At 73.5% G+C, this 21,604-nt stretch carries 17 protein-coding genes, 4 tRNA genes and 1 other RNA gene; 11 read left to right on the top strand and 11 right to left on the bottom strand.

The window, feature by feature from the left end:
* Positions 1-24: 24 nt before the first annotated feature.
* The 8 genes from ACFZB3_RS45395 to ACFZB3_RS45360 all read left to right on the top strand — a co-directional run bounded on the left by ACFZB3_RS45395 (position 25) and on the right by ACFZB3_RS45360 (position 4,546).
* Positions 25-342 carry an Lsr2 family protein gene (locus ACFZB3_RS45395; protein WP_189262718.1) on the top strand — a complete coding sequence of 106 codons (318 nt, stop codon included), beginning with the start codon at positions 25-27 and terminating at the stop codon, positions 340-342.
* A 136-nt stretch (positions 343-478) separates the two neighbouring features.
* Positions 479-550 (top strand) — tRNA-Gly (locus ACFZB3_RS45390).
* A gap of 80 nt (positions 551-630) precedes the next feature.
* Positions 631-706: transfer RNA gene (locus tag ACFZB3_RS45385), tRNA-Gly, on the top strand.
* 137 nt (positions 707-843) lie between these two features.
* Positions 844-1,767 (top strand): ATP-binding cassette domain-containing protein, encoded by a 924-nt coding sequence (locus ACFZB3_RS45380; RefSeq protein WP_391388762.1) that lies wholly within the window; start codon positions 844-846, stop codon positions 1,765-1,767.
* Positions 1,764-2,579, top strand: a complete 816-nt coding sequence (locus ACFZB3_RS45375; RefSeq protein ID WP_391388759.1) for an ABC transporter permease — start codon at positions 1,764-1,766, stop codon at positions 2,577-2,579. The genes ACFZB3_RS45380 and ACFZB3_RS45375 overlap by 4 nt, the downstream gene beginning before the upstream one ends.
* A gap of 19 nt (positions 2,580-2,598) precedes the next feature.
* On the top strand, positions 2,599-3,840 hold the full coding sequence (locus ACFZB3_RS45370) for a histidine kinase (protein WP_391388756.1): 1,242 nt from the start codon (positions 2,599-2,601) through the stop codon (positions 3,838-3,840).
* Complete coding sequence (locus ACFZB3_RS45365) at positions 3,837-4,451, top strand: response regulator (protein WP_391388753.1); 615 nt, start codon at positions 3,837-3,839, stop codon at positions 4,449-4,451. The genes ACFZB3_RS45370 and ACFZB3_RS45365 overlap by 4 nt, the downstream gene beginning before the upstream one ends.
* A gap of 22 nt (positions 4,452-4,473) precedes the next feature.
* Positions 4,474-4,546 (top strand) — tRNA-Gly (locus ACFZB3_RS45360).
* 45 nt (positions 4,547-4,591) lie between these two features.
* On the opposite strand, the gene ACFZB3_RS45355 is transcribed toward ACFZB3_RS45360, so the two are convergent.
* The 6 genes from ACFZB3_RS45355 to ffs form a co-directional block, all read right to left on the bottom strand.
* Positions 4,592-5,491: a phosphoribosylaminoimidazolesuccinocarboxamide synthase gene (locus ACFZB3_RS45355; protein WP_391388750.1), complete on the bottom strand. Its 900-nt coding sequence runs from the start codon at positions 5,489-5,491 to the stop codon at positions 4,592-4,594.
* A 107-nt stretch (positions 5,492-5,598) separates the two neighbouring features.
* The gene (locus tag ACFZB3_RS45350) at positions 5,599-7,095 is read right to left on the bottom strand and encodes a N,N-dimethylformamidase beta subunit family domain-containing protein (protein WP_391388747.1); all 1,497 of its coding nucleotides are present in this window, start codon (positions 7,093-7,095) and stop codon (positions 5,599-5,601) included.
* Between the two features lie 287 nt (positions 7,096-7,382).
* Positions 7,383-9,362 carry a hypothetical protein gene (locus ACFZB3_RS45345; RefSeq protein WP_391388745.1) on the bottom strand — a complete coding sequence of 660 codons (1,980 nt, stop codon included), beginning with the start codon at positions 9,360-9,362 and terminating at the stop codon, positions 7,383-7,385.
* A gap of 278 nt (positions 9,363-9,640) precedes the next feature.
* Positions 9,641-10,915 carry a phosphoribosylamine--glycine ligase gene (gene purD, locus ACFZB3_RS45340; protein WP_391388742.1) on the bottom strand — a complete coding sequence of 425 codons (1,275 nt, stop codon included), beginning with the start codon at positions 10,913-10,915 and terminating at the stop codon, positions 9,641-9,643.
* 503 nt (positions 10,916-11,418) lie between these two features.
* Positions 11,419-13,596, bottom strand: a complete 2,178-nt coding sequence (locus ACFZB3_RS45335; protein ID WP_391388739.1) for a DNA polymerase III subunit gamma and tau — start codon at positions 13,594-13,596, stop codon at positions 11,419-11,421.
* Between the two features lie 46 nt (positions 13,597-13,642).
* Positions 13,643-13,741, bottom strand: an RNA gene (gene ffs, locus ACFZB3_RS45330) — signal recognition particle sRNA small type.
* 72 nt (positions 13,742-13,813) lie between these two features.
* Here ffs and ACFZB3_RS45325 point away from each other — a divergent pair.
* From ACFZB3_RS45325 to ACFZB3_RS45315, 3 genes are all read left to right on the top strand, one after another.
* Positions 13,814-13,901, top strand: a tRNA-Ser gene (locus ACFZB3_RS45325).
* Positions 13,902-14,143: 242 nt separating this feature from the next.
* A complete protein-coding gene (locus ACFZB3_RS45320; protein ID WP_391388736.1) occupies positions 14,144-14,422 on the top strand; it encodes a CopG family transcriptional regulator in 279 nt (92 codons plus the stop codon).
* Positions 14,419-14,844 carry a hypothetical protein gene (locus ACFZB3_RS45315; protein WP_391388733.1) on the top strand — a complete coding sequence of 142 codons (426 nt, stop codon included), beginning with the start codon at positions 14,419-14,421 and terminating at the stop codon, positions 14,842-14,844. Before ACFZB3_RS45320 ends, ACFZB3_RS45315 begins: the two co-directional genes overlap by 4 nt.
* A gap of 340 nt (positions 14,845-15,184) precedes the next feature.
* Here the strand turns inward: ACFZB3_RS45315 and ACFZB3_RS45310 are convergent, their stop codons facing one another.
* From ACFZB3_RS45310 to ACFZB3_RS45290, 5 genes are read right to left on the bottom strand one after another with little or no spacing between them, the layout of a single operon-like run.
* A complete protein-coding gene (locus ACFZB3_RS45310; protein WP_391388731.1) occupies positions 15,185-15,691 on the bottom strand; it encodes a flavin reductase in 507 nt (168 codons plus the stop codon).
* Positions 15,692-15,725: 34 nt separating this feature from the next.
* Positions 15,726-18,221: an amino acid adenylation domain-containing protein gene (locus ACFZB3_RS45305; protein WP_391388728.1), complete on the bottom strand. Its 2,496-nt coding sequence runs from the start codon at positions 18,219-18,221 to the stop codon at positions 15,726-15,728.
* Positions 18,218-19,636 carry a serine hydroxymethyltransferase gene (gene glyA / locus ACFZB3_RS45300; protein ID WP_391388725.1) on the bottom strand — a complete coding sequence of 473 codons (1,419 nt, stop codon included), beginning with the start codon at positions 19,634-19,636 and terminating at the stop codon, positions 18,218-18,220. Before glyA ends, ACFZB3_RS45305 begins: the two co-directional genes overlap by 4 nt.
* On the bottom strand, positions 19,633-20,325 hold the full coding sequence (locus tag ACFZB3_RS45295; protein ID WP_391388723.1) for an alpha/beta fold hydrolase: 693 nt from the start codon (positions 20,323-20,325) through the stop codon (positions 19,633-19,635). The genes glyA and ACFZB3_RS45295 overlap by 4 nt, the downstream gene beginning before the upstream one ends.
* Positions 20,316-21,599 carry a condensation domain-containing protein gene (locus tag ACFZB3_RS45290; RefSeq protein ID WP_391388720.1) on the bottom strand — a complete coding sequence of 428 codons (1,284 nt, stop codon included), beginning with the start codon at positions 21,597-21,599 and terminating at the stop codon, positions 20,316-20,318. The genes ACFZB3_RS45295 and ACFZB3_RS45290 overlap by 10 nt, the downstream gene beginning before the upstream one ends.
* Positions 21,600-21,604 lie beyond the last annotated feature (5 nt).

The following is a 21,604-nucleotide window of genomic DNA, read 5'->3' as shown; positions in this document are numbered from 1 at the left end:
GCCACACGAAGGGACCGAATATTCGTGGCGCAGAAGGTCGTGGTCACTCTCTTTGACGACATCGACGGCTCGGAAGCGGCGGAAACGATCGCCTTCGGACTCGACGGCAAGTCGTACGAGATCGATCTGAATCAAGCCAACGCCAAGAAACTGCGCAAGGCCCTGGAGCCCTACGTGGTGGCCGGCCGCAAGCGGTCGAAGTCGGGCAAGGCGTACAAGCAGACGGAGGTCGCCCCCGACCCGGCGGCCGTCCGTGCCTGGGCGCAGGCGAACAAGATGGATGTCCCGGCCCGCGGCCGCATCCCGAAGAAGGTGTACGAGGCGTTCAGCGCCGCCCAGTGACAGGGACGGCCGGCTGCTCTCAGGGTGCGTCAGCCGCCCCTGGGGGCAGCCGACTTGCGCTACCCCCCTGCTGATCAGCTAATGTCTGGAGCACGCCGAGGGACACGGTCGAAAAACCGGAGCCCACGGAGTACATGCGGGTGTAGTTCAGTAGCAGAACATCCCCCTTCCAGGGGGAAGGCGCAGTGTGCAATTCCTGTCACCCGCTCTGCACCGCCGGTCCTGAGCAGCTTGTGGATCAGGTAGGCTGGTGCTCGCACCGATCGGTGGGAGCCGGTCGGGAGCAGTGCGGACGTAGCTCAGTTGGTAGAGCGCAACCTTGCCAAGGTTGAGGTCGCGAGTTCGAGCCTCGTCGTCCGCTCCAGCTCATAGAGGAAACCCCAGTCATATGACTGGGGTTTTTTCGTGCTCCCCGGTCCCCCGCAGACCACTGACATTTGTCATGGCGAGTGATGACACCGCGCACTGCCTCCGGGACCCGGCCGCCGGGACGCTGGAGTCATGGACTACGAACACGTGATTGAGGTCACAGATCTCCGGCGTGTCTACGGGGGCGGGTTCCAGGCGGTCCGCGGAATCACCTTCTCCGTGGACCGCGGGGAGATCTTCGCGCTGCTCGGCACCAACGGCGCCGGAAAGACATCGACGGTCGAACTGCTCGAAGGACTCGCGCCGCCGGACGGCGGCCGGGTACGGGTGCTGGGCCACGACCCGCACCGGGAGCGGGCCGCCGTACGCCCGCGCACCGGCGTGATGCTCCAGGAGGGCGGCTTCCCCTCCGAGCTGACCGTCGGCGAGACGGTACGGATGTGGGCCGGCTGTACGACGGGAGCCCGGCCCGTGGCCGAGGCGCTTGGCCTGGTCGGGCTCGGCGGCCGGGCGGACGTCCGGGTCAAGCAGCTCTCCGGCGGCGAACGGCGCCGCCTCGACCTGGCACTCGCGCTGCTCGGGCGGCCCGAGGTGCTGTTCCTCGACGAGCCGACGACCGGACTCGACGCCGAAGGCCGCCGGGACACCTGGGAGTTGGTGCGCACCCTGCGCGACGACGGGACGGCCGTCCTGCTCACCACCCACTACCTGGAGGAGGCCGAGGACCTCGCCGACCGGCTCGCGATCCTGCACGAGGGGCGCATCGCCGTCACCGGCACACCGGCCGAGGTGACCGCGGACCGGCCCGCGCGGATCTCCTTCGAACTGCCCGCCGGGTACTTCCTCGGCGACCTGCCGCCGCTCGCCGCACTGGGCGTGTGCGGGCACGAGGCCGAGGGCCGGGCCGTACGGCTGCGGACGCGCGAGGTGCAGCGGACCGCCACCGGGGTGCTGACCTGGGCCGAGCGGACGGGGGTCGCGCTGGAACGGCTGGAGGTGCGGTCGGCCTCGCTGGAGGAGACGTTCCTGGGGATCGCGCAGGAGGTGGCCGCATGACCGCCCCGAACGCGCCGGCTCTCGGCGGGCGCCGGGCAGTGGGCACCGCGGTCGCGGTCCGTCACCGACTGGCCGCCCTCGCCCGTGCCGAACTGCTGCTCCTCGGCCGCAACCGCGGCACGGTGCTCGTCGCACTGCTCGTGCCGCTCTCCCTGCCGATCACCGTACGGCCCACGTTCGACAAGCTCGACGTCACGGGGAAAGGGCTGAACACCGGCATCCTGATGCTGACCGCCGCGATCGGCTTCTCCTTCCTCTTCGCCGTGTACACCTCCCTGGTGAGCGCCTACGTGGCCCGCCGCGAGGAACTCGTCCTCAAGCGGCTGCGCACCGGCGAGCTCGCCGACGCGGAGATCCTGGCCGGCACCGCCCTGCCCGCCGTCTGCCTCGGCCTGGCCCAGGCCCTGGTCCTGACCGTCGGCTGCGCGGTGCTGCTCGACGCGGGCGCGCCCGAGGCGCCGTACCTCACCGTGCTGGGCCTGCTGGCAGGCCTGCTGATCAGTGCCGCGCTCGCCGCGCTGACCTCGGCCTTCACCCGGACCACCGAGAGTGCCCAGGTCACCGCGCTGCCCCTGGTCTTCGTCTCCATGCTGGGCTCGGGCATCGCCGTCCCCGCGGACGCCCTGCCCGGCCGGGTGGCCGAGGTCGGCGAGTTCCTCCCGCTCTCCCCGGCCGTCCGGCTGGTCCGGGCCGGCTGGACCGGCGAGCTGACCACGGGCCAGGCCCTGGGCACCGTCCTCGTCGCGCTGGCCTGGGCCGTGGTCGCGGTGTTTGCTGTACGGCGGTGGTTCCGCTGGGAACCTCGGCGCTGAGGGCGGGGACGGGACCGGGATGAGCGGGGCAGCAGGTGGCTGGTGGCGGGGGAAGACCACGCCCGCCAAGGTCGAGACGTACACGCGGTGGTCCTTCCACTTCTTCGCGGTGATCGAGGTCGCGGCGATCGGGCTGCCGGTCTTCGCACAGGCGGGGGCCGGCGTCGCGGGCCCGCTGCTGGCGCTGGTCGTCGTGCACGCGCTGCTCTGCGCGGTGACCGCGTCCCGGGCGCTGGACTGGACGCGGGGCCGCCGCGGCCAGCCGGTGCGGCTGCTCTGGGCGCTCGCCACGGCGACCTACGTCATCGCCGCCGTCGCGCTCGTCCTGGGCCGGCACGGCTCCGGCCCGGACCTGGACGCCGCCGCAAGCAGTGTCTTCACCGGGGTGCAGGCCTTCGGCGCCGGGACCATGACGCTCGGGGTGCGCGACCGCAGGCGCGTGCTGTCGCTCGTCGCGGGCTTCGCGTGCGGGGCGGGCGCCGTCTCCTTCCCGCTGGGCTACCCCGCGCCGACCGCGCTGATCACCGCGCTCGTGGTGTTCCTCGGCAGCGCGTTCTTCGCCTTCACCGCGATCTTCTCGGTCTGGCTGCTGGACGCGGTCTACGAACTCGACGAGGCCCGCGAGACCCGCACCCGGCTCGCCGTCGCCGAGGAACGGCTGCGGTTCGGGCGCGACCTGCACGACGTGCTCGGCCGGAACCTCGCCGTCATCGCCCTCAAGAGCGAGCTGGCCGTGCAGCTGGCCCGGCGCGAACGGCCCGCGGCCGTGGAGCAGATGATCGAGGTGCAGCGGATCGCACAGGAGTCGCAGCGGGAGGTCCGCGATGTCGTACGGGGCTACCGGGACGCCGACCTGGGGGTCGAACTCTCCGGCGCGCAAGGGGTGTTGACGGCAGCGGGCATCGCCTGCGAGGTGACCGGCGACACCGGCGGGCTGCCCGCCGAGGTCCAGTCGGCGCTGGGGTGGGTGGTGCGGGAGGCGACCACCAACGTGCTGCGGCACGGGGACGCGGGGCGATGCTCAGTGGGGCTTCAGGTGCGGGAGGGGTGTGTGGTGCTGACGGTGGAGAACGACGGGGTGGTCCGCCGGGCCGGCGAAGGCCGTGGGTCCGGGCTCGCCGGGCTGCGGGAGCGGCTCGCGGTGGTCGACGGGACGCTGGAGGCCGGGCCGGTCGGGACGGACGGGTTCCGGGTGGTCGCCTCGGTGCCGCTGTCCGGCCGTACGACGACCGATACGAGTGTGACTGGAGTCACTTCATGACGTCTCCGATCCGGCTGCTGCTCGCGGACGACGAGCATCTGATCCGGGGTGCGCTGGCCGCGCTGCTCGGGCTTGAGGACGATCTGGCCGTCGTCGCGGAGGCGGCGAGCGGCCCCGAGGCGCTGGCCATGGCGCAGGCCCACCGGCCCGACGTGGCGGTGCTGGACCTGCAGATGCCGGGCGCCGACGGTGTGAGGGTCGCCACATCGCTGCGCACCGAACTGCCCGGCTGCCAGGTGCTGATCGTCACCGGGCACGGGCGGCCCGGTCATCTGAAGCGGGCGCTGGCCGCCGGAGTGCGGGGGTTCGTCCCGAAGACGGTGAGTGCGCAGCGGCTCGCCGAGATCATCCGCACCGTGCACGCGGGAAACCGGTACGTCGACCCGGAGTTGGCCGCCGACGCGATCTCCGCCGGGGACTCGCCGCTGACCGCGCGGGAGGCGGAGGTGCTGGAGCTGGCGGCCGACGGGGCGCCGGTCGCGGAGATCGCCGAGCGGGCCGCGCTGTCGCCGGGGACCGTGCGGAACTACCTCTCCTCGGCCGTCACCAAGCTCGGTGCGGAGAACCGTCATGCGGCGGTGCGTCTCGCACGGGAGCGAGGTTGGGTATAGTTGCTCTCGCGCCACGGCGCATGCGGACGTAGCTCAGTTGGTAGAGCGCAACCTTGCCAAGGTTGAGGTCGCGAGTTCGAGCCTCGTCGTCCGCTCAGCGAAGAAGGCCCCCGGTCGATACCGGGGGCCTTTCTCGTGCCTCAGTTCCAGCTCTGGCCCGTCAGCCGCTCGTACGCCTCGATGTACTTCGCGCGGGTCGCCTCGACCACCTGCTCCGGCAGCGGCGGCGGGGGCTGCTCGCTCCTGCGGTCCCAGCCGGACTCGGCCGAGGTCAGCCAGTCGCGCACGTACTGCTTGTCGAACGACGGCTGGGCGCGGCCCGGCTGCCATTCGCCGGCCGGCCAGAAGCGCGACGAGTCCGGGGTGAGGACCTCGTCGGCGAGGACCAGCGTGTCGTTCTCGAAACCGAACTCGAACTTCGTGTCGGCCAGGATGATCCCCCGGTCCCTGGCGATGTCCCGGGCCCTGCCGTACACCGCGAGGGTGGCCTGGCGCAGCTGGGCGGCGGTCTCGGCGCCGACCTGGCGGGCGACCTCCTCGTACGACACGTTCTCGTCGTGCTCGCCGACCTCGGCCTTGGTGGCCGGGGTGAAGATCGGGCCGGGCAGCTCGGAGCCGTCCACCAGACCCTCGGGGAGGGCGAGGCCGCAGACCGTGCGGGACTCCTGGTACTCGGCGAGGCCCGAGCCGGTGAGGTAGCCGCGGGCCACGCACTCGACCGGGAGCATCTTCAGGGACTTGCAGATCAGGGTGCGGCCGGCCCAGTCGGCGGGGGCACCCTCGGGCAGCTCGGTGCTGATGACGTGGTTGGGGACCAGGTCGGCGAGCTTGTCGAACCACCACAGGGAGAGCTGGGTCAGCACCCGGCCCTTGTCGGGGATCTCGGTCGGCAGCACCCAGTCGTACGCCGACAGGCGGTCGCTGGCGACCATCACGAGGTCTCCGGCCGCGTTCTGGTACAGCTCGCGCACCTTGCCGGTGTGCAGATGCACCAGACCCGGCACCTCCACGGGCTCGGGCTTTTCGACGAATCCGGACACGGTTCCTCCCCGTGGTTCTGTACAGGTGCCCTCGATTCTCCCGTATGCCGGGTTGCGCACGGACAGCGGGGCCGCGCGGACACCTGTACGGGGCGGTCACGCCCGCGTCAGTCGTGCTTGCAGATGCGGTCCAGGAGGTTGGCGGTGGCGCGCTGGACGCGGGGGTCGACGTGACCGGGGCGGTCCAGGGCCGGGGACCAGGCGAAGGTGCCGGCGGCGAAGACCAGGGCGCCGGAGGGGGCGCGGTAGAGGGAGGTCTCCTGGTGGCGCAGGGCGCCGTCGTTGTCCGTGTAGGGGGAGTGGGCGAGCAGGATGCGCTGCTCGTGCTCGGGCAGCGCGGTGCGCGGGAAGTAGCGGTCGGCCTCGCCGGCCACCAGACCCGGGAGTTCGTCGCCCTCGTGCGCGCCGGTGGCCTCCCAGAGCCAGTGCCCCGCGTTGCGCACGATCAGGGGGGACGGCTCGGGCACCCGGCCCGCGTACTGGATGCCGACCGTCTGCTGTTCGGGCCGGTCGATCTCGCGCCAGAGCACGGGCTTTCCCGGGCCCTTGCGTTTTCGGCAGGTCAGCAGGCGGTCCGCGACCCCGGACGGGGAGGGGCCCAACTCCACCTGCCAGTACATGGTGTTGGCGGAGAGGAAGACGAGGCTGGTGCCGCTGTCCCGGGCCAGCTCGACCGTGCGGCGCATCCGCGGCGACCAGTACTCGTCGTGGCCCGGGAAGACCAGGCCCCGGTAGCGGGCGGGGTCGACGCGGCCGGCGTGCAGGTCGCGGGCGTCGGCGTAGGCGAGGTCGTAGCCGTAGCGCTCGGCCCAGCGGATGAAGTCGTAGGCGTGGCCGACGTGCAGCGGCAGGCCGGCGCCCGCGTACGGCCGGTCGAAGGAGACGGTGGTCGCCGCGTCGGCCTCGCCGAGCAGCCGGCCGCGCTCGTCCCAGGCGTGGTAGAGGCTGGCGCCGGTGCGGCCGTCCTCGGGATAGAGGTTGTACGCCTGCCAGGTGATGTCCGGCAGCAGGAGCAGCAGGTCGGCCGGGTGGTTGTCGCGGATCGTGAAGGGCACGTGGGAGCGGTAGCCGTCGGCCGTGGTGAGCACGGCGACGTACGCGCCGATGCTCCAGTACGACGGGACCTGCAGCCGCCAGGACAGCCACCAGTGGTGGCAGGAGACCGTGCGGTCGGCGGCCAGCGGCGGTGGCTGGACGATGCCGGACAGCCGGGGACTGGTGGTGATCTTGGACGCACCGTCGCCGCCGTAGTGGCCGATGCGGTAGATGTCGACGCTGAACTCCTGCGGCGGGTCGACGGTGATGTGGAAGTCGACGGCCTGGCCCGGGGTGACCGCGCCGGTCGAGGTGAACCCCTTGATCTGGCGGTGCACGTCGTCCGCGGAGCGCGGGCCGCCGATGGCGGTGCGCGGTGCCGGGACCCGGGGGTTCTCGCCGGTGGGCTGTGGCCGGCTGGGGTCCACGTACCAGGGGACGACATGACCGGTGTCGTCGAAATAGGTCTCGCTGCCGCGCAGCCAGGGAACGGGACCCTGGCCGAAGGGGTCCGTGACGGCGTGCGCGAGTGCTCCCGACTCCCAGCGGCGGATGTGGTCCGATGCCATGGTGGCTCCCCTCCCTCGTGCCCCCGTGAAGTGTGCTGATACGAGCCGAAGTGCGATGTGCGGTCCGTGCGTCTGTCTTTCGCTGTCGTGCCTGGTTGCGCCCGGTTCTGAACTCACCGGCGGCGCCGTGCGGTGCCGTGACTGTGCCGTCTGTCTTATGTCGGATGCGCTTGCCACTTCCGACAACGGTCCCAGCACATCACATAACGCACGCGTCCGGTCACGGTTCGTTGCGAATTTGCCTGAAGTGGAACAGTTTGCTCCGCTAAAGGGCCGAAATGCCGAGGTCAGACCAGCCGGACCGGTTTCTCGGGACGTATTCCGGACTCGACCAGCCAGGCCCGCAGCGGGGCCGGGTCTCCCTCCTCGATGAGGCTGAGCACTCTGGGCGTCAGGTCGGCGGCCCGCTCGCCGTCGACCAGCAGGGCCGGGCCGTCGAGCCAGTCCAGGCCGGGGGTGGCTCCAGCGGTGTCCACGGCCGCGCAGCACACCATCGCCTTGACGTGGTCGGCGAGGAGTTCGCGGGCGGTGCGCGGGGGCTGGAGCGGGAAGAGGGGCAGGGCTCCGTCGTCCCAGAGGGGGCTGCCGGTGCTGCCCGGACCGCCCTGGCCGGCGGCCGCGGGGCAGCCGGGGCGCGCGGTGTCGGCCGTGCTCGCGTGCGCTCCCTCGTGCTCCTCGCGGGCGAGCGCCGCGGTGAGGCCGGCGGCGAGCGCGGCACTGCGTTCGGTGCCGGTGGGCTCGTCCGCCTCGTCGTCGTAGCCGGGGAGGCCGGGGTCGCCGTCGTGGCCGGGGAAGCTAGGGTCGTCGTCGTGGCCGGGGATGTGAGGGTCACCCTCGTGGCCGGGGATGTGAGGGTCACCCTCGTGGCCGGAGCTGCGGGGGGCACCGTCGTGGCCGGAGCTGCGGGGGGCACCGTCGTGGCTTGGGGTACGGAGGTCGTCGTCGCCGTACGCCGGGAGGCAGCGGCGTCTGCCGGGGGCGGCCGGGTCGGTCAGGTGGTCCAGGACCCGGGCCAGGGTGGGGCCGCCGGGGTCGGGGGCGCCGGGGTCGAGGGTGGCACGGACGCCGAGGGCGTCCAGGACGCGGTGCAGACGGGCCGCCTCGGTGCGCCAGGTGCGGTCGACGACCTCGTCCGGGTACTCCTGCCAGGCCACCGGCGACCAGGCCGGTCCCGGCTCGGCGGGGCCGCCGTGGAAGAGGCGGGCCGCGAGCAGCGAGGCGGCCTCGTCCACCAGGCCCGGCTCCTCCAGCAGGTCGCAGGCGGGCCGCTCGCCCAGCCGGGAGGCGAAGCCCTCGGCCAGCCGGTCGCGCCGGGACAGCTCGGTGAGGGCCGCGACCACGCCCGCGTCCAGCCGGGAGGGCCAGCGGCCCATCCGCCAGGCGGGCAGGGCGACCCGGGTGAGCAGCCGGTCCCAGCCGGCGTAGGCCAGGCCGACCTGCTCCTGGGCGACGATCCGCAGGCCGTAGTCCACGGCCTGGGCCCGCTCGGCGGCCGCGGCGGCGACCCCGCGCTCCATCAGTGCCGCGTGTTCCCGGCAGCCCCGCAGCAGCAGCCGGGCCACCCAGGCGATGCCCGCGCACACCAGGCGGGTGGCCGGACGCCGGGCGGGCGCCGCGGAGACCGCCACCGCCGCGTCCAGGCCTCTGACGAACCGGCGGGCCGCCGCTATGTCCGGGTGCGCCGAGGGTCCCGTACCGGCGACGACCGGGGCGAGGACCGCGCGGAGCTCGCCGACGCGCATCCACCACAGGAAGGGGGAGCCGATGACGAGGACGGGGGCGGCCGGGGTACGGCGGTGCAGGCCGGGGGTGCCGAGCTCGTCGCCGCCCTTGGGCGCGGGCGGGCCGTGGGCCGGGTGGGTGCGGTCCTCCAGCCAGCTGTCGCAGTCCGGGGTGAGCGCTATGGCGGAGGGCGCCGGCACGTCGAGGCGGTCGGCCAGGTCGCGCACCATCCGGTACAGGTCGGGGGCGGACTCCTCGGAGATCGCGACCGTGGGGCTCACGGCCGGGCGCGCGCGGGCCACGACCAGGGCGACACCGGCGGCGGCCAGCAGCACCAGCACCGCGAGGGCGCCGACGGTCCAGCGGGCGGTGTCCCAGCCGCGGCCGACGAAGTGGCCGGTGGAACCGCCGGCCAGCAGGATCACCGTGGCCGCCGCGGGGAGCAGGGCCACGGCCAGGGCCCGGCCACGGATGCGCAGCACGGCGAGGGCCCGGGTACGCGCTGCCTGCGCTCCCGCCTCCGCACCGATACCGGTACTGGTCACGTCCGGACCTCACCCCCTCCCTGCTGTCCTCGGCCTGTCCTGGCTGTTGCTCACTCCCCCACTGTGGCACCCGCCACCGACATCGCAATGCCGGTGGGCCAAGTGCCGGAACGCCTGCGCCGCACCCTAGTTGGGGCCTCGGCCCCCGTCAGCCGGATAGGGCATCGGTCACTCGATGGAATGGCTTTGGTCAGAGGTGATCGACAGACAGCAACGATCAGGCCCCGGATTTCGGGTCCGGGGCCTGATCAGGGACGGATCTGCGGGGAGGGGAGGGCTCAGGCCTCCTGGACCTGAGTCCGGGCCTCGGCCGCCGCCTTCGCGGCGATGTCCGTACGGTGCTGGGAGCCGTCGAGGCCGATCCGCGCCACCGCCGCGTACGCCCGCTCACGGGCCTGGGTCAGGTCCGCGCCGGTCGCCGTGACGGAGAGGACCCGGCCACCGGCGCTGACGACGTCGTCGCCGGCGCGCTTCGTCCCCGCGTGCAGGACGTAGGCGTCCGGCGCGTCCTCGGCGGCGATCGCGTCGAGGCCGGTGATGGGGTCGCCGGTGCGCGGGGTGTCCGGGTAGTTGTGCGAGGCGACGACGACGGTGACGGCCGCGTCGTCGCGCCAGCGCAGCGGCGGGAGGTCGGCGAGGGTGCCGTTCGCGGCGGCGAGCAGGACGCCGGCCAGCGGGGTCTTCAGGCGGGCGAGGACCACCTGGGTCTCCGGGTCGCCGAAGCGGGCGTTGAACTCGATGACCCGCACACCGCGCGAGGTGATCGCGAGGCCGGCGTAGAGCAGACCGGAGAACGGGGTGCCGCGGCGCCGCATCTCGTCGACGGTCGGCTGCAGGACGCCCTCCAGGACCTCGTCGACGAGCTTGGGGTCGGCCCAGGGCAGCGGGGAGTAGGCCCCCATGCCGCCCGTGTTCGGCCCCTCGTCGCCGTCCAGGGCGCGCTTGAAGTCCTGGGCGGGCTGGAGCGGGAGGACCGTCTCGCCGTCGGTGATCGCGAAGAGGGAGACCTCGGGGCCGTCCAGGAACTCCTCGATGACGACGCGGTCGCAGGCGGCGGCGTGCGCCTTGGCGGCGTCCAGGTCGTCGGTGACGACGACGCCCTTGCCGGCGGCGAGCCCGTCGTCCTTCACGACGTACGGCGCGCCGAAGGCGTCCAGCGCCTCGGCGGCCTCCTCGGCGTTTGTGCAGACGTACGAACGGGCGGTGGGGACTCCGGCCCCCGCCATCACGTCCTTGGCGAACGCCTTGGACCCCTCGATCTGCGCGGCCTCCCCGGAGGGGCCGAAGACCGGGATCCCGGCCTCGCGCACGGCGTCGGCGACCCCGGCGACCAGGGGGGCCTCCGGGCCGACGACCACCAGCTCGGCGCCGAGTTCCAGGGCGAGCGCGGCCACCGCCGCGCCGTCCAGGGCATCGACCTGGTGCAGCTCGGCCACCTCGGCGATGCCGGCGTTGCCGGGGGCGCAGTGCAGCGCGGTGACGTCGGGATCGAGGGACAGGGAGCGGCACAGGGCGTGTTCGCGGGCGCCGCTGCCGATGACGAGGACCTTCACGGGGGCCAGCGTAGCTGGGCGGGCCGACTGGAGGTTCCTCCAAGGGGGCTCGGCCGAGAAGTGACCGCCTGCCGAGCTGCCCGCCCCCTTGGGGGCTGCCGCCCCCAAACCCCCACTCCGGCCTGAACGGCCTCGTCCTCAAACGCCGGACGGGCTGGGGGTGGTTGCCGCCTCGATCACCTGACGGGACAGGGGCTGACTGCCACCTCAAGCAGGGGCCGACTGCCACCTCGAATCCCTGACGGGATTGGGCACGGGATGGGGCGTGGTTACTGCCTCAACTGCCCGGCGGGCCAAGCGGCAGCGCCCCGTAAGGGGCGCGGGGAACTGCGCGATCAGCCACGACGGCGCCGCGGTCGACCGGCGGCGTGTCGCGGCACTCCGGCCGAGCACGTGCCGAGCACTTGGGGACGGGACCCTTCGCTCTCCTGCGCCGGGTGCGTTGAGAAACCCAGGGGCGTCGGGCCGACCCCGGCCTCCGAGCCGTCGGTGCCCGCCCCGCGTCACTCGTTCTGGATCTCCTCGACGACAGTCGCCCCCAGCTCCTTCACGATCAGCTCATGGCCGGAGAGGGCCGACTCGTCGAGGTCGGGGTCGTCCTCCTCGGGGATGTCGTCCTCGGGGGACACCGGCGGGGGTTCCGGGGCGGCGGGTACGGGGGCCGGGGCCGCTGCCCTCGGGACGGGCGGCGGGCTCTGGGCCGGGGCGGCTGCCGGGGCCTGCTGGGCGGGCGCAGGGCGGGCCGGGGCCGCGGGGGCCGCGCTGCCGTAGCCGGACGCCGCGGGCGCCCCGTAGCCGCCGGGCGGCGCCGCGCCACCGCCACCCGTCGGGTCGACGACCGCCTCGATCCGCCACTGCACGCCGAACTGCTCGCCCAGCGCCTGCCGCAGCACGTCCTCGCTGCCGCTGCTCGCGAAGTTGTCGCGGGCGCCCGCGTTGACGAAGCCGATCTGGAGGGTGGTGCCGTCGAAACCGGCGACCTGGGCGTTCTGGCTGAGCAGGATCCAGGTGAAGCGGCGGCGGTTCTTCACCGCCTCCAGGATGTTCGGCCAGAGCACACGGGGGTCGAGGCCACCGGCAGGCGCGGCGGCGGGTGCCGGGGCGGGAGCGGCAGCCGGAGCCGGAGCCGGAGAGGCTGCCGGGGGCGGCGGGGTCTGCTGGGCCGCCGGAGCGGCGCCGCCGCCCGCGGCCGTGGGCCAGCCGCCGGGGCGGCGGGAGCCACCGCCACCCGCCGGTGCCGCCGTCGGCCAGGCACCGGCCGCGGGAGCAGCCGGAGCGGCGGCGGCAGCGGGCGGTGCGGCCGGAGGCGGGGTGGGCACCGCGACCGGAGCCGGCGCCGGAGCCGGAGGCTCCGGAGTGTGCACAGGTGCCGGGGCCGGGGCCGGAGCCGGGCCGCCGCCTCGCACGGCCGCCCGGGCCGCCGCCGGACCGCCCCCCTGCTGCACGGGCGCCGGCGGCTGCGCATGTGCCTCGGGCCCGGGGACGTACCCCATGGCGGGCGCGCCGCCCCCGCCCGAGAAGTTGACGCCCCGCTCCAGGCGGTCGAGGCGGGCCATCACGGACCGCTCGTCGCCGTACGCCGCAGGCAGCAGCACGCGGGCGCAGATCAGCTCCAGCTGGAGGCGCGGGGAGGTGGCGCCGCGCATCTCGGTCAGGCCCTCGTTGACCAGGTCGGCGGCGCGGCTGAGCTCGGCTGCGCCGAAGGTGCCGGCCTGGGCCTGCATCCGTTCGAGAACGTCGGCGGGGGCGTCGAACAACCCCTTCTCCGCGGCGTCCGGGACCGCGGCGAGGATCACCAGGTCCCGCAGCCGCTCCAGCAGGTCGGCGACGAAGCGGCGCGGGTCGTTGCCCCCCTCGATGATCCGGTCGACGACCTCGAAGGCGGCGGCGCCGTCCCCGGTCGCGAAGGCCTCGACGACGGAGTCGAGCAGTGAACCGTCCGTGTACCCGAGGAGGGAGGTGGCCATGGCGTACGTCACACCCTCCGCACCCGCCCCGGCGAGCAGCTGGTCCATGACGGACATGGAGTCACGCACGGACCCGGCGCCGGCCCGCACCACCAGCGGGAGCACGCCCTCCTCGACGGGGATCTGCTCCTTGCCGCACACCTCGCCGAGGTAGTCCCGCAGCGTGCCCGGCGGCACCAGCCGGAACGGGTAGTGGTGGGTCCGCGACCGGATGGTCCCGATGACCTTCTCGGGCTCGGTGGTGGCGAAGATGAACTTGAGATGCTCCGGCGGCTCCTCGACGACCTTGAGCAGCGCGTTGAAGCCGGCCGACGTGACCATGTGGGCCTCGTCGATGATGTAGATCTTGTAGCGGCTGGAGGCGGGCCCGAAGAAGGCCTTCTCGCGCAGCTCACGGGCGTCGTCCACACCACCGTGAGAGGCCGCGTCGATCTCGATGACGTCGATGGACCCCGGCCCGTTCCTCGCCAGGTCCTGGCAGGACTGGCACTCCCCGCACGGGGTCGGCGTCGGGCCCTGCTCGCAGTTCAGGCACCGGGCGAGGATCCGCGCGCTGGTCGTCTTGCCACATCCGCGCGGACCGCTGAACAGGTACGCGTGATTGACCCGGTTGTTCCGCAGCGCCTGCTGCAGCGGGTCGGTGACATGCTCCTGCCCGATGACCTCGGCGAACGACTCCGGGCGATAGCGGCGGTACAGCGCGAGAGACGACACGCATACGAGGTTATAGGCGCCCACTGACAACCCGCCCCGCCCGCCAAACGCAAGCGCCCCCCACGCACCCGCCAGAGCCAACCTACCCTTGCTGCCTTCCGGCCCTGGGGGAGTTCAGTCAGATAGCGCCGCGTGAGGGGCTCTGCACAGAGTACCCGACGTCAGCGGGTGGGAACGAGTTCGCGAGCACTCCTCTCGGTCATGTAATGTTCCGAGCGGAGGATTCGCCTAGAGGCCTAGGGCGCACGCTTGGAAAGCGTGTTGGGGGCAACCCCTCACGAGTTCGAATCTCGTATCCTCCGCCAGTGCCTCACCGGGCACGTTGTCGAAGGGCCCCCTGGAAACAGGGGGCCCTTCGGCGTTGTCCTCAGACTCCCCGGGCGTCGAAGAGCCCCACCGCGAGCCACGACGAGGAATCCTTCGCTGTGAGGCGGTACGAGTCGACGATCACGCATGGGCAGTGCTCACGGATGGGCCACTGGCCTCCCGGCCCTACGGGTCACGGCACCCTGGTAGGGGCATTCACACCAAGAGTATGGTGACTTGTATGGCAACCAAGAAAGTAACGGTGACGATCCCCGAAGATCTCCTGGACGAGATCCGTGCCGAGGCGGCTGAGCGGGGACTTTCGGCGTACGTCGCCGAAGCACTGCGCTTCAAGCGGGATCGGGACCGTCTGCTGGAACTGGTCGACTGGCTGCAGGAGGAACACGGCGCGGTCACCAAGGACGAGCGCTCGGAAGCACTCTCGGAGCTGGAGGATCTCGACGCCGAGCACGAGCGTCGCCGCACCGCCGGAGGACACAACGCCGGAGAGGCCGCGTGACCAAGCGAGCCAGTGAGCACAGGCAACGGCCACTGCGCACATTCGTACTCGACTGTGAAGCCCTGTCCCTCGCTGTGCGCGGCGACCGGAAGATGATCGCCCGGCTCGATCTCGCGGCACGAGGCGAAGCCGAAGTGGTCACGTCGCCCATGACGCTGGTGGAGGCGTACGACGGCAGAACCACCGAGCAGCGCTGGGACTGGGTGCTCTCCCGGCTCAAGGTCGCCGACATCGGGAAGGACGAGGCCCGCCAGGCCCGCCGGCTCCTGGCCGACGCCAAGCTTCACGGCCACGAGTACGCGATCGACGCGGTGCTCGCCGTCATCGCCCGACAGCAGAAAGGGCAGGTCACCGTCTTCACATCGGACGTGGACGACCTGGAGAAGCTGGTTCCGGAATCGATCGTCGTCAAGCGAGTATGAGCGGCGCCCCGGTCTCGGTTCCGGCGTTTCTCCGTCTCGGTTTCCGTCTCGGTCTCCGTCTCGGTCGGAGTCTGCGGAGTACCAGCCGGGGCGCTCTCCTCGGTGACGAACGGTTCCGCCCAAGCCGCGACCGCGAGGGCGTCCCGCTTCGTCATGTGCCCGTCGACGACCTCGTGGAGCAGCTGCCGCAAGCGGGGCCCGAACCGGATCACGTACCGAAGGCCCTCGACGTCCACCGCACCGATTTCGCCCCGGTCGCAGCGGTGAGACCAGCGTCATGAAGGCCACCGCGACCGACCTGGACGACAGCGCGGGGACGCCCGTCGGGGCTGCCGGAGGGTCATGTGTCGCTCAGGCCGGCGTAGGTGCGGTCGTGGTACAGCAGCGGGCGGCCGGCTGGGCGGGACTCCGCCGCGACGGCGCGGGCGACGAGGAGGCGGTGCTCCCCCGCGGGGACGGTCGCCTCGATCCGGCACACCAGCCATGCCAGCACCCCGTCGAGCAGCGGGACGCCCTGCGGACCCCGCCGCCAGCGGGTCGGCGCGGCGAAGCGGTCCGGTCCGCTGGCGGCGAAGGCCGCCGCGAGGTCCCGCTGGCTCTCCGCGAGGATGTGCACCCCGACATGGGTGGCGTCCTGGAAGACGGGCCAGCTCGACGAGGACGTGCTCATGGAGAACGACACGGTGGGCGGGACCGCGGCCACGGAGGAGAGCGAGGTGGCGGTGAAGCCGGCCGGCCTGCCGGCATGCGCGGTCACCACGGCGACGCCCGCCGCGTGGTGCCGGAAGACGGATCGGAACGCCTCGGCGGTGAGCGGCAGCGCGTCGGTGCCGGTGTGGACCGTCACGGTTTCTCCTCCAGGGACGTGTCGGGCGTACGCGTCACGCGGTCGGCGGCTCGGCGCCGGCGGCGGTGAGGTGGCCGGCGAGCCCGCGGACCGTCGGATGGCGGAACAGGTCGGGCCAGCGCAGGCCGTTGCCGATGCGGGTCAGGCAGCGCAGGGCGGACATGGAGTCGCCCCCCAGCGCGAAGAAGTCGTCGTCGCGGCCGACCGCGTCGACGCGCAGGACGTCCTGCCACACCGCGGCCAGGTACTCCTCCCAGGCACCGGCCGGAGCCCCGCCGGCCGCCGTGCCGGGACCCGGTTCCTCCGAGGCGGGGGTGAGGGCGCCGAGGGCCTTGCGGTCGAGCTTGCCGTTGACGTTGAGGGGCAGCTCGTCCAGGACGAGCACCGCGGCGGGCACCATGTACGAGGGCAGCGCCTTGGCCAGGTGCGCGCGCAGTTCCTCGGGGCGCGGGGCCGGACCGGGGTGGGCGACGGCGTGGCCGACCAGCTGCCGGCCGCCGCGGGCGTCCTCCCGGGCCGTGACGACGGCCTCCCGCACGGCGGGGTGGGCCCGCAGCACGGCCTCGATCTCGCCCAGTTCGACGCGCAGCCCGTGCAGCTTGACCTGGAAGTCCTTGCGGCCGACGAGCTCCAGAACACCGTCCGGGCGCCAGCGGGCCAGGTCCCCGGTCCGGTAGAGGCGGTCGCGCACGTCACCGTACGACCAGTCCGGGAAGCGTTCGGCCGTCAGGTCCGGGCGTTCCAGGTAGCCGCGGGCCAGCCCGGTGCCGGCCAGGTGGAGTTCGCCGACGACACCGGGCGGCACCGGCTGCGCCGCGTCGTCGAGGACGTAGGCGCGCTGGTTGGCCATGGGCCGGCCGTAGGGGATGCTCGTCCAGGCGGGGTCGGTGCCGACGACTTCGTAGAGGGTGGAGTGGATCGATGCCTCGGTGGCCCCGCCGAGGACGACGAAGCGGACGTCGGGGGCGAGTGCCCGGACCCGGTCGGGCAGGGACACCGGGACCCAGTCGCCACCGAGCATGACCAGCCGCAGCCGGGCCAGGGCCGCGCCGCCGGTGTGCTCCAGGTGTTCGGTGAGCAGTTCCAGCAGGGCCGGGGCGGAGTTCCAGACGGTGACGTCGTGCCGGGCGAAGAGCCGGGCCCAGTACGCCACGTCCTTGGCACGGTCCGCCTCGGGCACCACCACGGTCCCGCCGGCCGCGGTGATGCCGAGGAATTCGTAGACCGACATGTCGAAGCTCGGCGAGGACAGGGCCAGGACGCGGTCCGAAGGGCCCACCGCGTAGCGGGAGTTGAGGTCGGCCAGGTTGTTCACGACACCGCGGTGGCGCAGTGCGATGGGCTTGGGCAGTCCCGTCGAGCCGGAGGTGTGGATGACGTAGCACAGGTCGTCGGGGCCCGCGGTCCCGCCGGGGGCGGTCGCCGGCTGGTCCGCGAGTTCCGGCGCCGTGCCGTCGAGGAGTCCGTCGGCCAGGACGACCAGCCGTTCGACGCCGGGCGACGGAGCGGGCAGCACCACGGACCGGAGCCGGTCGGTGACGACGACGGCGCAGGAGGTGCCCTCCAGCATGGTGGTCAGCCGCTGGGCCGGGTAGTCCGGGTCGAGGGGCACGTAGGCGCCGCCCGCCTTGAGAATGCCCAGGACGGCGGCGAGCAGGGTGGCGGAGCGCTCCAGGCACAGTCCGACCCGTACGTCGGGGCCCACCCCGGCCTGCCGCAGCCGGTGGGCCAGCCGGTTGGCGGCGGCGTCGACCTCCCCGTAGGACCAGGTGCGGGCCTCGTGGACGACGGCGGGCGCGCCGGGGTCGGCCGCGGCCCGCTCCTCGAACGCCGTGTGCAGGCAGGTGCCGTGCGGCAGGTCCGCCGAGGTGTCGTTCCACTCGGTCAGGACACGGTGCGTCTCCTCGGCGGTGAGCAGGGCGAGCCGGGAGACCGGTGTGTGCGGCTCCTGGAGTGCGTTCGCCGTCAGGGTGCGCAGGTGGGAGAGGACGCGGCGGGCCGTGTCGGCCGTGAACAGCCGCTCGTCGTAGCGCAGTTCAGCGGTCCATTCGCCGTCCTGGCGGTCCAGGGCGAGGTACAGCTCGAACGGCGGGACGTCCTGCGGTCCGGCGCCGTGGGCGACCGCCACCGCGGGTGCGCCCTCGTCGGCGGTGGGGGTCACCGGGATGCGGCCGGCCACCAGGTCGGCCGTGGTGGAGTCCGCGGCGACGGTGTGTCCGGTGATGCCGTCGGGGGTACTGATCGCGATCAGGTCCTGGCCGGTGAGGCGGTGCAGCAGTGCCGCGAAGCAGGCGACGAGCAGGTCGTGGGAGGCCGCTCCGTCCTCCCGCACGGCCAGGGTGCCCCGGACCAGACCGGTCGCGCGGGGGTCGGCACCGGCGCGGCGCGGCCGGTCGGCCGGGACGAGCACGGCGGGCCAGGCGGCCGGGGTGCCGGCGGGCCGGACCGCCGGGGAGTCGGCGGGTCGGACGGCCGAGGTGCCGGAAAGCCGGGCAGCCGAGGTGTCGGCGGGCGCGTTGTCGGGGCTCACAGGGAGACTCCTGTCGGGAGGGCGCCGGTGTCGTCGGCCCGGGCGGTCGCGTGCGGCAGGGGGTGGCGAGCGCACAACGCCCGTACCCGATTGCGGAGATGGACGCGCTGGTGGGGGTCGATGCGGTACTCGGTGTCGCTGAGCGGTGTGGTGGCGCTCAGGACGGCGTGCATGAGTTCCGCGCACTCCCTCATGTGCTCCGGCCCCATACCGCGCTGGGCGAGGATGTTGCAGCCCAGCCGGACGCCGCTGGTCACCAGGGGCGGCCGGGTGTCGCCCGGTATGCGGTTGCGGTTGACGAGGATGCCGCACTCCTCCAGGGCCCGTTCGGCGACCACTCCGCTGAGCCGGCCGCCGCGGAGGTCGATCAGGACCATGTGGTTGTCGGTCCCGCCGGTGAGCACCCGGTGTCCCAGGCGCGCCAGTTCGGCGGCGAGCGCGCGGGCGCCGGAGACGGTCAGCCGCGCGGTGCGGGTGAACAGGGGTTCCGCGGCGAGCGCGAACGCGCGGGCCTTGGCGGCGATCGACGCGGGAGCAGGGGTGCCCTGGGTCTGCGGGAAGACGGCCCGCTGCAGCAGCCGCTCCAGCGGGGTGCGTCCGTCGGGGCCCGGGGCCCGGTGGTCGCGGCCGCTGAGGATGATGCCGCCGCGCGGGCCGCCGAGCTGCTTGTAGGTGCTGGTCGTGGTGATGTGCGCGTGGTCGACGGGGCTGGGGTGCTCACCGGCCGCGACCAGGCCCGCGATGTGCGAGATGTCGGCCAGCAGGTAGGCGCCGGCCGAGTCGGCGATCTCCCGGAAGCGGGCGAAGTCCAGGGTCCGGGGGTAGGCGCTGGCACCCGCGATCAGCACGGTGGGGCGGTGTTCGAGGGCGAGTTCGGCGACGTGCCCGAAGTCGACCAGGCCGTTCCCGTCGAGGCCGTAGTGCACGGCCCGGTAGTGCCGTCCGGTCACCGAGGCCGGGGAGCCGTGCGTGAGGTGACCGCCGGCGTCGAGGCCGAGCCCCAGCAGGGTGCCGCCGGGCGGCACCAGGGCGGCGAGCACGGCGAGGTTGGCGGAGGAGCACGAGTGCGGCTGGACGTTGGCGTACCGAGCCCCGAACAGGGCCTTGGCCCGGCGTACGGCCAGCCGTTCGACCTCGTCGAAGTTGACCGCGCCGGGGTGGTAGCGGGCGCCGGGGTAGCCCTCGGCGGTGACGTTGGACAGCGCGGAGCCGCTCGCGGCGAGGACGGACGGGGCGGCGACACTGGCCGACGCGATCATCGCCAGGGTGGTGTCCTGGTCGCGGACCTCCGCGTCGAGCAGGCCCGCGAGTTCCGGGTCCTCCCGGCGCAGCTCGGCCAGTCCCGCGCGGGCGAGTTCGGCCTGGCCGTACTCCGTCGCGGCCGGCAGCGGAGGCAGGGGGGCGATCCGTGTCACAGCTGCTCCTCGATCAGGCGCCACAGTTCCGGCATGGTGTCCAGCAGGTAGAGATGGCCGCCGGGCATCTCGTACTCCGCGTAGTCCCTGGTGGTGAAGGTCTTCCAGTCGGCGACCCCCTCCGGGGTGGCCAGGGTGTCCGACACACCGCGCAGGGCGGTGAGCGGGACGGGCAGCGGGTCGTACGCCCCGGGCCGGTAGTCGCCGTACTGCTCCAGCAGCCGGGCGTCGGAGCGGAGCGTCGGCAGCAGGATGGCGCGCAGTTCGGGGTGGTCGAGTGCCTCGAAGCCACGCGAGCTGTCCTGCTTGAGCCGCTCGACGGCCTCGTCGTCGTCGTCGCTGAGGCCCGTGTAGCCGCGGTAGCGGGGACTGCTCGTGCCGCTGACGATCAGCCGCTCGGGCAGCGGTCCGCCGGTCTCGTGCAGGTGGCGCGTCACCTCGTAGGCGATCAGCCCGCCGAAGCTGTGGCCGAAGACGGCGAAGGGCTCGCCGGCCGCGGCCTCCGTGATGCGGCGGGTGACGTCGGAGACGCACTCGGGGAACGAGGTGTAGTGGGGCCGGGAGTACTCCTCCTCCCGGCCCGGGAGCTGGATGGGTACGGCACGGGCGCGGTCCGTGGCCATGGCCTTCCAGGAGCGGTAGACACCGGCACCGGCTCCCGCGTACGGCAGACACATCACTAGTGCCATCTGGCGATCTCCTCGGTGGTGGTCGTGAGCATGGCGAATCGGCGCCCGACGGCGTCCGCCAGCTCTGCCAGGCGCCCCGCCCAGAGCCCGCCGACGGGGGCCTGCAGCGTTCCCGCGAGGCGGTGGTCCGGCAGCTCGTTCAGCTGGAACAGGACCTCGGCCTGGGTGCCGAGCGGGGTCACGGGCTCGGTGCGCATCCGGACCGTGCCCGCGTCGTGGACGGGGCGCGGCCAGCTCTCGTACGCGAACAGGGCCTGGTAGAGGGGCATGCGGCGCCCGGCACGGGTGCGCACGGCACGGACCAGGTCGTCCTGCGGGAGGTCCATGTGGAACAGGCCGTCGGTGAACGTCGCCCACGTGCGCTCGCACGCGTCGGCCGCGGCGGGCCGCCGTATCCGCACCGGCAGTGTGGTCAGCAGGCAGCCGATCGCGTCCGCGAGGTCCGGGGTCCGGGTCGACACCGGGGTGCCGATGCAGAAGTCCTCGGCGCCGCACAGGTCGTACAGCGCCTGGGCGTACGCCGTGAGCAGCACGGCGAACGGCGGGCAGGCCAGGCGCCGGGCCGCCTCCCGGGCCGCGGCGCCAGCCCGGGAGGGGAACCCGACGACGTGACAGTGCGGCTCGGTCCCGGCCAGCTCCCGCTGGGTCGGACCGGCGCCGTCCCCCGGCAGGTCGGGCACGCCGTCGAGCGCCGCCCGCCAGTGGGCGGCGAGTTCCGCGCGGCGTCCGGCGTCCGGCGGCCGCGGCACGCAGTGGGCGAGCGGGGCGGGTTCGGGTTCCCCGGCGACGACGCGGGCGTGGGCCCGGGCGAGGTCGGCGGTGAACACCTCGTGGGACAGGCCGTCGTACACGAGGTGGTGGGTGAGGACGTACAGGGTGGCGCCGGGGACGTCACCGGTGTCCTCGGCGAGCGCGAGGACCACGTGGCGGCCGGTGCCGGGGTCGAGCAGCCCGCTGCGGGCCAGCTCGCGGGCGGCCGCGTCGAAGGCGGTGCCCGGGGGGAGTTCGAGCAGCGGCGGGGCGACGGGCGGTACCACCGAGCACCACAGCTCCCCGTCCGCCGGGGCGAACACCGACCGCAGCGCGGGGTGCCGGGCGACCACCCTCGCCGCCGCGGCGGCGAGGGCTCCCCGGTCCGCGGCGCCTTCGACGCGGACGGTGCTGAGCACGCGCCAGGCGGGTGAGCCCGGGGCGATCCGCTCGGCGAACCAGAACTGGCGCTCGGTCGCGGAGGCGGCCCGCCGCCCGGCGGGCGGCGCGGTGGACGTGTCCATGGGCG

Source organism: Streptomyces sp. NPDC008092 (assembly GCF_042957285.1).
Taxonomy (GTDB): Bacteria; Actinomycetota; Actinomycetes; order Streptomycetales; family Streptomycetaceae; genus Streptomyces.
The sequence above is the reverse complement of the archived record's forward strand: the minus strand, read 5'-3'. Positions and strand labels throughout refer to the sequence as shown.

Bases quoted from the DNA above. Each gene is read 5' to 3' on its own strand.
- ACFZB3_RS45370 (WP_391388756.1), top strand. From the start codon at position 2,599: ATGAGCGGGGCAGCAGGTGGCTGGTGGCGGGGGAAGACCACGCCCGCC.
- ACFZB3_RS45375 (WP_391388759.1), top strand. From the start codon at position 1,764: ATGACCGCCCCGAACGCGCCGGCTCTCGGCGGGCGCCGGGCAGTGGGC.
- ACFZB3_RS45365 (WP_391388753.1), top strand. From the start codon at position 3,837: ATGACGTCTCCGATCCGGCTGCTGCTCGCGGACGACGAGCATCTGATC.
- ACFZB3_RS45290 (WP_391388720.1), bottom strand. From the start codon at position 21,599: ATGGACACGTCCACCGCGCCGCCCGCCGGGCGGCGGGCCGCCTCCGCG.
- ACFZB3_RS45320 (WP_391388736.1), top strand. From the start codon at position 14,144: ATGGCAACCAAGAAAGTAACGGTGACGATCCCCGAAGATCTCCTGGAC.
- ACFZB3_RS45380 (WP_391388762.1), top strand. From the start codon at position 844: ATGGACTACGAACACGTGATTGAGGTCACAGATCTCCGGCGTGTCTAC.
- ACFZB3_RS45350 (WP_391388747.1), bottom strand. From the start codon at position 7,095: ATGGCATCGGACCACATCCGCCGCTGGGAGTCGGGAGCACTCGCGCAC.
- ACFZB3_RS45295 (WP_391388723.1), bottom strand. From the start codon at position 20,325: ATGGCACTAGTGATGTGTCTGCCGTACGCGGGAGCCGGTGCCGGTGTC.